The sequence below is a fragment of the Streptomyces gottesmaniae genome (assembly GCF_031845845.1).
Taxonomy (GTDB): Bacteria; Actinomycetota; Actinomycetes; order Streptomycetales; family Streptomycetaceae; genus Streptomyces; species Streptomyces akebiae.
Genome location: NZ_JAVRFJ010000021.1, coordinates 127,397 through 141,187, shown reverse-complemented (window position 1 = coordinate 141,187; position 13,791 = coordinate 127,397). Strand labels below are relative to the sequence as shown.

Below are 13,791 nucleotides of genomic sequence, written 5' to 3'. Positions count from 1 at the left end.
CATTGTGGACGAATACGCGGGGCGAGTGCTCGCCGACCGCTATCGCCTGCCGCTGCCGCCCTCCGACGAGTACGAACCGGCTGCCGAGATACGGGCCTTCGACACCTACAGCGGTCAGGAAGTCCTGGTACGGCAGGTGCCGCTGCCCGAGGTGGTCGAGGCGGAGGTGCTCGACTCGGACGGTCTGCCCGAGGGGTACGTCGCGCGGGACGCCGGGGCGCGCCGGGGTGCGGCCCGGACCACGCGCGGGTCCACCGACCCCGCCGTGCGGCGGGCCGTCGAAGCCGCGCAGGCCGCCGCGCAGATCCCCGACCACCCCCGGCTCGACCAGGTCTTCGACGTGTTCGCCGAAGGCGGCTCGTTGTGGATAGTGAGCGAACTGGTGTCCGCCCGGACGCTGGAGGCACTGCTCGCCGAGCAGCCGCTGACGCCGTACCGCGCGGCGGAGGTCGCCTCCGACGTGCTCACCGCGCTGCGGGCGTTGCACGCGCACGGCTGGGTGCACCGGAACATCACCGCCCGCACGGTGCTGGTCTGCGACGACGGCCGGGTGATGCTGACCGGGCTGGCCGCCGGGGCGGCGGAAGAGGCGTTGTGCGGATACGACCCGGTGCCCGCGCGGGAGTTCGAGGACAGGCCGCCCGCGGCACCCGGCGGTGGCGCGGCGGCGTCTGCCGCGGGGCCGGGCGGAGGCCGGGGGCCGCGGCAGGTCCCGGTGCCGCCCGGCGGGATGCGGGACGCTCGGCGTGACCAGGCGCCGCTCGGCGGTGTGCCCGGCGCCCGCGGCGGTGCGCTTCCGGGAGGCGGCGGTACGTTCGGCGGGTCCCGCGGTGGTGGGCCCGGCGGCGCGGTCGAGGATCCCGAGGCAGCTCGGCGGGCCGCGATAGAGGCACGGGCGGGGACCGCGGCTCCGGGGGCGGATCCCTCCGGGGGGCAGCGCGCGCTGGAGGTCGGCGGGGACGCCCGCGCGGCGCGAGCGGGTGCCATCGCGGCGTACCGGGCGGGTGCGCGGGCCGCGGCCCGCGTGCAGGACGACCAACACGGCGGTCCGGGGACGGGGTTGCCCGCGCAGCGCCCGGCGCCGCAGGACGCGACGCCGGGGACGGGACGGGACAGCGGCCCGACGTCCGGTGCGGCGACGCGCCCGGTGCCGCTCCACCAGATCGCCGACCCCTACGGTGTCCTCGCGAACGGCGGCGTCACGAGCGCCTGGCACGGAGCCCTGCCGCGCGCGGGAACGGCCACCCCCGGCGCGGGCGACGGCAGTACGACCGACAGCGGCGCTCCCGGTGTCCACGGTGCCCCCGGCACCCGTGGCGGCGGGGGACCCGGCGGCGTGTACGCCGACGCCGCGCCCGACACCCCCGTCCCCGCCGGTGTGACGGACGCCGTCCCCTGGGACGGCGCGGGCGCCGGGGCCGCTCCTCGGCGGGGGCCCGCCACCGCGCTCGCGGCCGAGCGCGCCCGGCAGGCACGGATGGCCGTGGTGGGACCGGTCACGGAGCGATGGGCTCCGGAGCAGGCCGGACCGGTGCACGAGAACTGGCAGTTGGCCGCGCCCATCGGGCCGGCCACGGATCTGTGGGCGCTCGGAGCGCTGCTGTTCAGGGCGGTGCAGGGGCATGCGCCGTACCCGGAGGAGAACACCGCCGAGCTGGTCCAGATGGTGTGCGCGGAGCCGCCCGCGTTCGCCGAGGAGTGCGGGCCGCTGCGGCCGGTCGTGGAGTCGCTGCTGCGTCAGGACCCCACCGAGCGGCTGGACTTCGAGGAACTGCGCGGCTGGCTGCGCTCCCTGGTGCGGTCGGCGCCCGAACCCGAGGCAGGCACGCACGTCGTGCCCGCGCCGCCCGTCGACGCGAGCCGGCTGCCGATCGTACGGCGACGGGGCGAACTCGTCCGCAGACGACGGGCCGGGCTGCCCGCGACCAGCGCGCACGCCCGCCACAAGCGCACCCGGCAGGACAGGCGGCCCCAGCCCCGCAAGCTGGGCCGGAACCTGCTCCTGCTGATCCTGCTCGCGCTGGCCGCCGCCATCACGTACGCCATGGTGTTCATGCCGAAGGCCGCACCGAGCAGCGAGGGCGGTGACACCGGCAGTCGTACGGACAGTGTCGGGCAGCCGAGTTCGGCGCCGGAGGCGAGCGGCGACTCCCGGCCCGACCAGAACTCCAGTTCGCCCGACGGCGGCGAGGAGGGCCAGAGCGGCGCGAGTCCCTCGCCGTCGGAGTCGTCCGGTTCCACTCAGACACAGACCGGCGATCCCGAGGTGGCCCAGGGTTTCACCCTGCGCAAGGACCCCGAGGGGTTCCAGGTCGCCGTCGCCACCGGCTGGGACCGCAGCGGCAGGAACGGGCGCGGTCAGATCGTCTACTCCCAGGGCGGCTTCGAGCTGATCCTCGTCCCCGGGCGGGACAGCACGGCGACCTACGGCAGCGATCCGCTGAAGTACCAGCGGGAGGACGAGCGCGAGTTGCAGCCCTTCCGTGACTCGTCCTGGGCCACCTCCACGGGCATGCGTCTGATCGAGGTGGGCGGGGTGACCTCGGCCGAGGGGCAGTTCACCTGGCAGGACTCCGAGGGGCGCGGCGTCTTCGTACGGAACCTGGTGATCCTCCTCGACGGGCGGTACCACGTGGTGCAGGTGCGCGGACCGGAGGCGGAGCGGGACGAGGTCACCCGGCTGTACGAGCAGGCGGCGGCCACGTACAAGGCGACCGGCTGAGCCGCCGGTCGGGCGGCGGGTGTTCGTGACTGTTCGGTGGCTCTCGGTGGCTGTTCGGCACGGCGGCGGAAGGTTGCGCTCCGGTCGTCGAAGCGAGAACCGTCACAGTGCGGTCTCTGTGCGGCCAGCCCGGTTCCCCGGGCTGCGGGCCGCTCCTTACTGTGACCCTGTCAAGAACATTGCGGGGCAACGTGAATCAGATGCAGGGCCAGCTCCTCGCGGAGCGCTACCGGCTGGTCGACACGATCGGCAGCGGTGGCATGGGACGGGTCTGGCGTGCGCACGATGAGGTGCTGCACCGGGCGGTCGCGGTCAAGGAGTTGACGGCCGCGCTCTACGTCTCGGAGAGCGAGCAGGCCATCCTGTTGCAGCGGACCCGGGCCGAGGCGCGCGCGGCCGCGCGGATCAACCACTCGGCCGTCGTCACCGTGCACGACGTGCTGGAGCACGACAACCGCCCATGGATCGTCATGGAGTTGGTCGAGGGCGTGTCGCTGGCCGACGCCGTGCGGGACCGGGGGCGGCTGGAGGCGCGCGAGACGGCGCGCATCGGTGTGTGGGTGCTGCGCGCGCTGCGGGCCGCCCACCGGGCCGGTGTGCTGCACCGCGACGTCAAGCCGGGGAACGTGCTGCTCGCCGAGGACGGCCGGGTCATGCTGACCGACTTCGGTATCGCGCAGGTCGAGGGCGACACGACCATCACCCGCACCGGCGAGATCGTCGGTTCCGTCGACTACATCGCCCCCGAGCGGGTGCGCGGGCAAGAGCCCGGGCCCGCCTCCGACCTGTGGTCCCTGGGCGCCACCTTGTACACGGCGGTGGCGGGCAAGTCGCCGTTCCGGCGCACCACTCCGCTCACCACCATGCAGGCCGTGGTGAGCGAGGAGGCCGCGGAACCGGCGGACGCCGGGGCGTTGGGGCCCGTCATCGCCGCGCTGCTGTGCAAGGACCCCGCCGTACGGCCCGGCTCCGACGAGGCCGAGCAGATGCTCGCCGAGGCGGCGGAGGGGCGGCGGCCCCGGGAGGCACAGGCATATCTGGCGACTCGGGAGCAGACGGGGGGCGCGGGGGCCGGGTTGGGGGACTCGGGTGGCTCGGGTGGCTCGGGCGGCTTGGGCGGCTTGGGCGGTGCCGGTGGAGCGGGTGGTGCCGGTGGAACGGATGCCGCGGCTGAGGTGGGCGCGCACGGCACGAACGGCACACCCGGTGAACAGGGCGCGCAGGGCATGCAGGGCGTGCACGGTGGACAAGGAGCTCGGGGAGCTCAGGGGGTTCAGGGAGGCGCGGGCGTCGGCGTCGCCGGGGCGCGTCCCTACGGCGTAGAGGTCGCGTCGGGTGCCTACGGGAGCGGGGCGCGGGGGGCGGAGTACTCCACCGGTGCCGTTGTCGGCTGGGGCGACGGGTCCGGCGGGTTCGGTGGTCCGGGGACGCCGGGCGCCGCGGGTGCCGGGGCCTATCCGCCGGGCTCCGCCGTGCCGCCCGCCGCGTCCACCGGCAGGCGGCGCCGACGAGGCCGTACGGTCGCGCTCGTGCTGGCGCTGGCCGTGCTGGTCGGTGGTGGTGGGGCCGTCGTGGCGCACTACGCGGACGGGTGGTGGGCGGGGAGCGGCTCCTCCTCGGCCGGGACGGACGGGTCGGGCGGGTCGCAGGACGGGGACCAGTCGGCCGACGGGGTGCCCGAGGGGTGGGAGCGGGTCGAGGACCCGGAGGGTTTCAGCCTCGCGCTGCCCAAGGGGTGGAAGCGGCAGGTGGAGGGCTCGCAGATCGACTACACGCCCGACGGCGGTGAGCACTTCCTCCGGGTCGCCGTGGACGACTCGCCGGACTTCGACAGCCCGTACCACCACCAGCTCGACCTGGAGGAGCAGGTGCGGACGCGCTCCCGGTACCAGCGGGTGAGCCTGGAGGAGAACATCTACCGCGACCGGCCCGGCGCGCTGTGGGACTTCACCTGGACCGCGCTGGCCAAGGACACGGAGTTCCCGGGGCCGCGCCGGGCGATCGAGCAGATGTACCTCTCCCGGGACGGCGTCGAGTACACGATCTACATGTCCGCACCGGCGGCGGACTGGGAGACGGCCGAGGAGCAGTTCTACGCGGTACTGCGCAGCTGGAGGCCGGCGGAGCGGTGAGCCCCGCCGGTGACGCCCCGCCGGTACAGCCGAGGTGGGCCTCCCACGCGGCGCCCGCAAGGCGCCCGCGAGGCGCTCGCGAGGCGCTCGTGAGACGTGTGTGCGGTGCTTGTCGGCCAGCCGGTCGCACGGCACCGGAGGGTTCGGGTCCGGTGCGGCATGATGTGGCGTATGGGGACCGAGGGGGAGAACGTCCGTGTCATAGCCGGGCGTTACCGGCTGGAGGCCAGGATCGGCCGCGGCGGTATGGGGATCGTGTGGCGGGCCACCGACCAGCTCCTCGGTCGGCAGGTGGCGGTCAAGGAACTCGCCCTGGACGACTCGCTCCCGGAGGAGCGGTCCCGACAACGGCGTGAGCGCACCCTGCGGGAGGCACGGGCGGTCGCCCGGCTCGGCCACCCCCACATCATCGTCGTGCACGACGTCGTCGAGCAGGACGAACGACCGTACATCGTCATGGAGTTGATCGACGGCGACTCGCTCGCGGAGCGGATCGAGGAACGGGGGCCCGTCGACGCGCGGGAGGCCGCGCGGATCGGGATCGATCTGCTGGGCGCGCTGCGGAGGGCGCACGACGCCGGGGTCCTGCACCGCGACCTCAAGCCGGCGAACGTCCTGCTGGAGAACGGTACCGACCGGGTCGTCCTCACCGACTTCGGCATCGCCCAGGTCGCCGGTGCGACCACGCTCACCGAGAGCGGGTCCTTCGTCGGGTCGCCCGAGTACACCGCCCCGGAGCGGATGTCCGGGGTCCGTACCGGGCCGGAGTCCGACCTGTGGTCGCTGGGCGCGCTGCTGTGCGCCGTGCTCAGCGGGGAATCGCCGTTCCGGCGTGACTCGTTGGGCGGCATCCTGCACGCGGTCGTCGTCGATGAGATCCGGCCGCCCGCGCAGGCCGCGCCGCTGCTGCCCGTCGTACGGGGGCTGCTGGAGCGTGATCCGGACCGGCGGCTCGACGCGGCCGAGGCCGAGCGGCTGCTGCGGGCGTTCCGGGAGACCGGCCGGACGCCGCGGACGACGAGGAACCCGAGGACGTCGCCCGGTTACACCCCGACCCGGCGGGACCTGCCGCGACCGGGCCGGGACGCGCGGCGCGCGGCCGCAGCCGGGGCCGCCGGCGCCGCCGCCGAGGACGCGCCGGCGGCCGGGGGCGGACAGTCACCGTCGGACGCGGGCGGAGCCGGGGTCGCGGCGTTGCGGGACCAGCCCGAGCAGCGGCGCCCGCCGCACACCACCCGGAGCGTGCTGGTCGCGGCCGCGCTGGTGGCGGCGATGGCCGGGGCCGGGGTCTCGGCGGCGGCCCTGCTGATGCGGGAGGGGGGCGGCGGGGGTGGCACCCCGGGCACGTCGGCACCGCGGACGCCGGGCGGGTCGAGCACGTCGGGCGAGTCGGGTCAGCCGGGTCAGTCGGGATCGCCGGGCGAGTCGGGACGGTCCGGCACACCGAGCACCTCGCACACGTCGGGTGAGTCGAGCGCCTCGGGCGAGACCGATGGGTCGGGTGGTGCCGGTGGGATCGGTGAGATCGGTGGGACCGGTGGCACCTCCGGTACGTCGGGGGACGCCACGCCCACCGTGACGCGCTCGCGGGCGGCCACCGCGCCGACCGTGCCCTCCGGGTACCGGCTGGCCGACGACGAGCGGGGCTTCAGCCTCGCCGTGCCCGACGACTTCACCCGGCAGCCGCAGGGGGAGCGGGTCTTCTACATGTCGCCGGGGCAGGTGATCCGGATCGGAGTCAAGATCGACGAGCCGGAGGAGGGCGGGCCGGCCGGGGTGATGCGGCGCGCCCACGCGAAGGGGCCCTCCACGAACCCCGGTTACCGCGACGGCCGGGTCACCGAGACCACGCACGACGGACGGTCGGCCGCGCTCTGGGAGTTCACCTGGGACGGGTTCAGCGCGGCGGAGGGCCCCCGGCACACGTACGACCTCTGCTGGGAGCGGGACGGGCGGCTGTACGACGTGTGGGTGTCGGCGCCGGTCGGAAGGGTGAGCGAGGCGAGGGAGTACTTCGACGTGGCGGTCGACACGTTCGTTCGTCACTAAAGCGGAGATAAGTGGTGTTCCGCGTCACGGGTCTGTGACCGGAAAGCGACGGGGGTGGCTGCCGAAGCGCTTGCCGCGATACAGATGAACGTATGAGCAGCAACGGGGGCGCCCCTTACGGATCAGGGCCTGGGCCCGGCTACGGAGCCGACGAGCCGACGAGTTTCGGACTGCAACCGCCGCAGCCGAGTGCGCCGTACCCGGGGAACCCGTACGCGCAGCCGACCCGGGTCGCGGACCAGCCCGCGCCTGTTTCCCCGGCCCCGCAGTCGCAGCCCCCGGGGGAGGCGCGGCCCGCACCGCCCCCGCAGGGGGTACAGCCTGCGCCGTCCTCGCAGGAACCCGGCACCGGGCGGTTGATCGCCGGCCGTTACCGGTTGCTCGCCAAGCTCGGGCACGGCGGTATGGGCACGGTGTGGCGGGCGCAGGACGAGACGGTGGACCGGGAGGTCGCCGTCAAGGAGCCGCGCGTACCCGACCACCTTCCCGAGCGCGAACGGGCCAACGTCTTCGAGCGGATGCGTCGCGAGGCGCGCGCGGCGGCCCGGCTCGATCATCCGTCCGTCGTGAACGTGCACGATGTGGCGGTCGTGGACGACCGGCCGTGGATCGTCATGGAGCTGGTGCGGGGGCGTTCGCTGGGCGACGTGCTCCAGGAGGGCACCCTCGGCGCCCGGGAGGCGGCGAGAATCGGCCTCGACGTGCTCGGCGCGCTGGAGGCGGCGCACGCGGCGGGCATCCTGCATCGCGACGTCAAGCCGGACAACGTCCTCCTCGGCCGTCACGACCGGGTCGTCCTCACCGACTTCGGTATCGCCCAGATCGAGGGCGAGACCAATCTGACGGACACCGGCGGCTTCGTCGGCTCCCCCGAGTACATCGCCCCCGAGCGGGTGCTCGGCCAGCGTCCCGGCCCCGCGTCGGACCTCTGGTCGCTCGGCGTCGTCCTCTACGCGGCCACGGAGGGCGTGTCGCCCTTCCGGCGCAGCAACACGCCCGCGACCCTGCAGTCCGTGCTCAACGCCACGCCCGCGGCGCCCGCCTCGGCCACCGGCCCGCTCGCCGAGGCCATCAACGGCCTGCTGCAGAAGGACCCGGCGCGCCGCCCGAGCGCCGCCCGGGTCCGCGAGCTGCTGGAGGCGGCCGCCAACCCGCCGGCGCCCGCGCCCACCCAGGTGGTCCAGCAGATCGCCGCGCCCCCTGCCGGTGACGGCAAGGGCATCCGGGTCGGCGTGGGGACGCTCGCCGGGCTCGGCGCGGTGGTCGTCGCGGCGGCGGTGACGGCCTACCTGGTGATCGCCGACCCCTTCGCGGGGCCGCTCCCGGACGGCTGGAAGCAGCGGGACCTCGGTACGAAGGTCGCCGCGAGCGTGGGCGTGCCCGGCGACTTCGTGAAGGACCGGTTCGAGCCGGACGAGACCGACGGCACGTTCGCGCAGTACAGCGACCCGAGCGGGCTGATCCGGATCAACCTCGACCGGGACGTCAAGAAGGACGACACGGAGAACGAGATCCCGGGGGTCGCGCTGGACAGGGCGTACGCCGACTGGGAGCTGGTGAAGGACGGCGAGTACACGCTGGACGTGGCCGACGAGCCCGCGCCGAAGGGGCGGCCGCAGGAGGCGAAGTTCCAGGACCACGAGGCCGCCGAGAACACGATCAGATACACGACCACGGACACCCAGGCCCCGCGCCTGCGTGAGGCGCGGGTCCTGTACTACCGGGCCGGCAACGGTGACATGTACCGGCTGTGGATCGACTATCCGGGCAAGGGGCACTTCACCGAGCAGGGTCGCGAGATCGCCCGTACGGTCATCGCGAACCTGAAGATCGACAAGATGTAGGAGTCGTGCGCCTCAGGAGAGGGCCACGGCCAGGTCGTTGGTGACGGTGAAGAAGAAGCGGGCCTGTGGCACGGATCCGCCCGGTGTGGTCAGGGTGACCGCCGGGTACTTGTCGGTGTCCTTGCGGTCCACGATGTCATCGAACAACCGGCCGAGCCGGATGGGTTCGGCGTCGGGGGAGGGGCGCAGGAACAGGTCCCAGATCACCTTGTCCGGGCCGGCGGGGTCCGGGAGGGACGTCAGCCGTGCGCGGAATCCGGGTCGTCCGGTCGCCCGTCCTTGCTCGACGCGTGTCGCCGGTGCCTCGAAGTCCGCCGCGGCTTCGCCCCGGGCGACACCCACCAGCGTCGCGCCCTCGCCGAGCACGGCCCCGTGCAGGATGCCCTCCACGGTGATCGAGCCGTCGCCCACGGGCAGTGCGGTGACCTCGGCGTGCGCGGTGCGGTGGAAGGCGCGCAGCGCCAGGTAGCCGTCCTTGGTGGCGTACGGGATCCACCAGGCGACCGGCGACCGGTCCGGGAGCTCGGCGGTCAACAGACCCCGCTGCTCGACCAGTCCGGCCCGCAGCCGACGACGAGACCCGTCCCCGCCGCGCTCGACGTGCAGGTCCCAGCGGCCCTCCGCGAGGTCCAGCCCGTCGCGGCGCAGTGTGGCGGTCCACGGGCTCCTGGGGTCGTCCGGCGTGTCCTGTCGCAGGGGGACGCGCACCTCGTCGCCGGCGTGGCGTCGGCGCAGCACGAGTGTCAGGTCCGCCCCCGACACTCCGGACGCGGCCACGGAGACCCGCACTTCGCCGCGCCCGCCGACGCGACAGCCGGCCTTCGGACGTAACGGTTTCGGCGCGGCGCTCTCGGCGGCGGCGCGCGGGGGAAGGGCCTGTGCGGGCTTCGCGTTCGGGGTGGTCGACCCGGCCGCCGCCCCGGGCTTCGCGTCCGCCGGGGAAGGGAGCCACCCCAGCGCCCGGCGTAAGCGTCGTCCCAGCTTCACCGTCGCCGGGGTGCGGGCCTCCTGGAGGTCGGCGATCAGCTGTTCGTACTCCGCGGCGATCGCGCGGGGCGCGTACCGCTGGACGGTCGTGCGGCCGCCGGTGCCGAGGCGCTGCCGTAGCGCCGGGTCGTCGATGAGCCGGAGCAGGCCCGTGGCCAGGGCGTTCGGGTCGCCCGGGGTGACGAGGAGGCCGTCGGTGCCGTCGGTGACGATCTCACCGGGGCCGTGCGGGCAGTCGGTGGCCACCACGGGGACACCGGCGTGCATGGCCTCCAGGATGGTCATGCCGAAGGACTCCCACTCGGAGCTGACCGCCGCGACGGAGGCCTTCGCCCACTCGGTCTCCAGCGTGGCCTGGGCGCCCATGAGGAAGACGTGGTCGCCCAGCCCGAGTCTGTCGATCGCGGCGCGCAGGTTCGCGCGCTCCGGTCCCTTGCCGTAGATCCGCAGCCGCCACTCGGGGCGTTCGGCGACGACCTTGGCGAAGGCCTCGACGAGCAGGTCGTACCGCTTGACCGGGAACAGGCGTCCGGCGGCGACCACCAACGACGCGCGCAGGTCGGAGGGTTCGGCCTTGGGCCGGGGCGCGGCGTTGGCGATGTTCGTGATGCGGGTGCGCAGGCCGGGCAGGTGCAGACGGTGGTCGGCGGCGTCCCGTGCGGAGACGGTGACGAAGGCGTCCAGGCGCTTGATGGCCTCGTTCTGCGCCTCGCGCACGCCGGGCACGTGGTTGTCGTACGACAGGTGCTCCTGGCCGATGAGCAGCGGGCCCCGGCGGGAAGCGCCGGTCGCACCGTAAGCACCGGAAGCGCCGGACGCGCGGGACGCGCCGGGTGGGCGGCGCGAGCCGACGGCGCCGTGTCCGGCCAGGGCGACCACGAGCGCCGGGCGGGTCGCGACGACGACATCGGCGTCGGTGGTGTCGAGGAAGGCACGCAGGCGTTCGTCGGTGAGCGCGGTGTAGCGGTGGGCGAGTACCTCGGTGGGCGGGATCACGGTGGAGGGCCGCGACATCAGCTCGTGGCCGCCGTCGTAGGTGGCGGCGTCGGGGCGCTCGTCGACGAGCGGGACCAGGCGGACCTTGCCGCTCACGCCGAGCAGGGGGCGGTCCTCGGTGCGTAAGACGGAGACGACCTCCACGTCATGACGGGCCGCCAGGGCTCCGGCGAGGTTCAGTGTCGAGCGGACGGTGCCGCCGATGGCGTACGCGTTGTGGAGCAGGAAGGTGATCTTCATGGCGCTCAGTGCGTCCTCTCGGCGATCCAGCCCAGGACCCGGTCGGCCACTCCCGGCTCCTTCAGCAGTGCTCCGCCGTGCGCGGAACCGGCCACCGTCTCGACCGTGACCCCGTTGGCGGGCATGTTGTGGGCGTTCTCCTCGGCGGCTTCGAGGTCGAGCGAGTGCCGGACGGGCACGAAGTCGTCCTCGGAGTGGAGCAGGAACATGGGGGCGTCGTCGCCGCCGGAGGCACGGTTCCTGACGACCATGTCCCTCCAGGTGTCACGGCAACCGGGGTGCGCGGAGGCGGAATTGTCCGACGGGGCGGGGTGGCAGCGGGCCAGCAGCGTGGCGTTGTCGCGCAGCTTGCGCTGCCTGGCGGTCGCGTCGCCGGCGTTGCCGTCGCGCCATGCGCGGTACGGGTCGTTCACGGGGGAGAGGGCCACCACGCCGTCGACGCGGAAGACGCCGGAGCCGTAGGTGGCGACGGCCGTGGCGATCTGGCCGCCCGAGGAGGAACCCAGCAGGGCCAACCGGCCGGAATCGACGTCGAAGTCGGCGGCGTGGTCGCGGATCCAGTCCAGCGCGGCCAGCGCGTCGGTCCGCTGGGCCGGCCAGGGAGCGTCGAAATTCAGCCGGTGGTCGACGGCGAAGACGGCGTACCCGGCGTCCGCGAAGGTGCGCGACCAGGTGGCCCAGCCGGTGTCCTCGTACCAGTGGCCGCCATGCAGGATCACGAGGCCCGGCTGCTTCCCGCCACGCTCCTCACCGGCGGCGTTCCAGTAGGCGTCGAGGGTCTGCCGGGGGTGCGAACCATAGGCGTGGGAGCTCTCGTTGCGGTCGGCCGCCGCGCTGTCGCGGGTGTCGTGGACGAGTAACGCGGCAACGGTCGCAACGCAAAGAATGAGACAACCCCAGAGCCGAGGCACGGCTACCTGCCCTTCGAGTGACCTGACGGCAGGCGATGTCGTCCCCGGGCACGGGATCCGACCGAAACATCCACGGCATGGGGGCGCCCACGCGGCCTGCTTGCGTGAGCAACCGGACTATAGGCGGCCTTCACGAACAACCGTCAATCGGGGCACGGTAGTTGGCCTGAAATTTCCGGCCTGAACAGCTTGGCGGGGGTCGGGGGTGACATATGCAAACATCTGCATTTCTGTGGATGGCCTATGAAGGAAGGGGGGTTGACATGCAGATGACGTGGACATTTAGCTTCCCCTTACGTGGCCAGGGGTGTGGATGTGGTCACTCAACGGGGATATAGGGGTGAGTTGTGCGAATACGCACACGCACAGCGGGGTGGGCCCTGCTGGCTTCCGTCGTCATGTCATCGGGGCTTCTGCCCTCCAGCGTCGCCGGGGTGGCAGCGGCGGCCACCTGCACGGCCGGGACATCTACCGACTTCAACGGCGACAGCGTCGTCGACACGGTCGTCGCGGACCCGAACGCCACGGTGAGCGGCGTCAAGGGCGCCGGTCTGGTGCGGGTGATCCTCGGCGGCGGCAAGGGGGTCTTCGAGATCTCGCAGGCCACCACCGGCATGAACGCCGCTCCCGAGCCCGGTGACGGCTTCGGCACCTCCCGCACGACCTACGACGCCGACGGCGACGGCTGCACCGACCTCGTCGTCGGGGTGCCGTACGAGGACGTCACCAAGGACGGGGTGAAGCTCGTCGACGCCGGGGCGATCTACATCGTCCACGGCACGCCCACCGGCATCGGCGAGGGCTCGGTGATCGAGGGCTACAGCCAGTCGGGGCTCGACGCCGACACCACCACCGAGGCGTACGACTGGTTCGGACAGTCCGTCAAGGCAGGGGAGACCGCGACCGGTTCGCCCTACCTGGTCGTCGGCGTGCCCGGCGAGAACGTCGTCACCGGCGGCACCGACTACGCGGACGCCGGCTGCGTGCACTACATCCAGGGCAGCACCAGGACGACCGTCAACCAGAACGACCCGGGGGTGCCCGGAACCGTCGAGGCCCACGACCGCTTCGGCTACTCCGTGGCCGGCACCAACCGCTACTTCGGCGTCGGCATCCCGGGCGAGGCCATCGAGGACAAGACCTTCGCCGGAGGTGTCGCGGTCTTCAACCACACCCTCGCGAACGGCGTTCCCACCGCCCTGGCCGGCTTCGACCAGGACGCCGCCGGGGTGACCGGCACGGCCGAGACCGACGACGGCTTCGGCACCTCGATCGCCATGACCGGCCACCGGCCGAGCGACCAGACGTACAACTCCGACGTCCTGCTCGCCGTCGGCACGCCGGGCGAGGACATCGGCACGGTGACCGAGGCGGGCGGCGCGGCGGTCTTCCGGATCCAGCCCTCCGGCGCGTACACCGAGACGGCGGCCATCGACGCCGCGGTGGCGGACGTCGAGGGCGACCCCGTGGCGGGCGACTTCCTGGGCCAGCGCGTGGCCATCTCCAACACCAACACGAGTGTCGTCACCACCGCCGACACCGTGCGGCTTGCCGTCGGCATCCCCGGCAAGGATGTCGGCACCGCCACCGACGCGGGCGCCGTCCAGGTCTTCCGGCCACTGGGCACGATCGGCGCGGCCGACCGGCTGGTCACCCGCGGCTCGGGTCTGCCGGGCACGGCGACCAGGCGGGACCACCTCGGCATGTCGCTGACCGGTGGCGCGAACAACCTCTACATCGGGGTGCCCTTCAGCAAGGCGTCCGGCACCACCAAGGGGGTCCTGCACGTCGTGACGTGGGCGGACCTCGACGGCACCACCAGCACGGGTGCCACCACGTACCAGCCGGGGTCGGGCGGACTGCCCGACAGCGGTGCCTCGTTCGGCGTGGTCGGGTGACGGACGGCATGG

At 73.5% G+C, this 13,791-nt stretch carries 7 protein-coding genes; 5 read left to right on the top strand and 2 right to left on the bottom strand.

Translation table 11 applies throughout. The annotated features are described in order from the left end of the window. The first annotated feature begins 4 nt into the window (after nt 1-4). The 4 genes from RM704_RS23950 to RM704_RS23935 all read left to right on the top strand — a co-directional run bounded on the left by RM704_RS23950 (nt 5) and on the right by RM704_RS23935 (nt 8,747). Nucleotides 5-2,722 (top strand): serine/threonine kinase C-terminal domain-containing protein, encoded by a 2,718-nt coding sequence (locus RM704_RS23950; RefSeq protein WP_033527121.1) that lies wholly within the window; start codon nt 5-7, stop codon nt 2,720-2,722. Between the two features lie 200 nt (nt 2,723-2,922). Continuing rightward, the gene (locus RM704_RS23945; RefSeq protein ID WP_033527120.1) at nt 2,923-4,854 is read left to right on the top strand and encodes a serine/threonine-protein kinase; all 1,932 of its coding nucleotides are present in this window, start codon (nt 2,923-2,925) and stop codon (nt 4,852-4,854) included. Between the two features lie 171 nt (nt 4,855-5,025). Next, nucleotides 5,026-6,903, top strand: coding sequence for a serine/threonine-protein kinase (locus RM704_RS23940; RefSeq protein WP_311591176.1), 1,878 nt, complete (start codon nt 5,026-5,028; stop codon nt 6,901-6,903). Nucleotides 6,904-6,995: 92 nt separating this feature from the next. Next, nucleotides 6,996-8,747, top strand: a complete 1,752-nt coding sequence (locus RM704_RS23935; RefSeq protein WP_033525371.1) for a serine/threonine-protein kinase — start codon at nt 6,996-6,998, stop codon at nt 8,745-8,747. Between the two features lie 12 nt (nt 8,748-8,759). Here the strand turns inward: RM704_RS23935 and RM704_RS23930 are convergent, their stop codons facing one another. Together RM704_RS23930 and RM704_RS23925 are read right to left on the bottom strand one after the other, a co-directional pair. Then, nucleotides 8,760-10,970, bottom strand: a complete 2,211-nt coding sequence (locus RM704_RS23930) for a glycosyltransferase family 4 protein (RefSeq protein WP_033525370.1) — start codon at nt 10,968-10,970, stop codon at nt 8,760-8,762. Nucleotides 10,971-10,975: 5 nt separating this feature from the next. Continuing rightward, the gene (locus tag RM704_RS23925; protein ID WP_033525369.1) at nt 10,976-11,881 is read right to left on the bottom strand and encodes an alpha/beta hydrolase; all 906 of its coding nucleotides are present in this window, start codon (nt 11,879-11,881) and stop codon (nt 10,976-10,978) included. Nucleotides 11,882-12,279: 398 nt separating this feature from the next. Between RM704_RS23925 and RM704_RS23920 the strand changes: the two genes are divergently transcribed. Continuing rightward, a complete protein-coding gene (locus RM704_RS23920) occupies nt 12,280-13,779 on the top strand; it encodes an FG-GAP repeat domain-containing protein (RefSeq protein ID WP_033525368.1) in 1,500 nt (499 codons plus the stop codon). Nucleotides 13,780-13,791 lie beyond the last annotated feature (12 nt).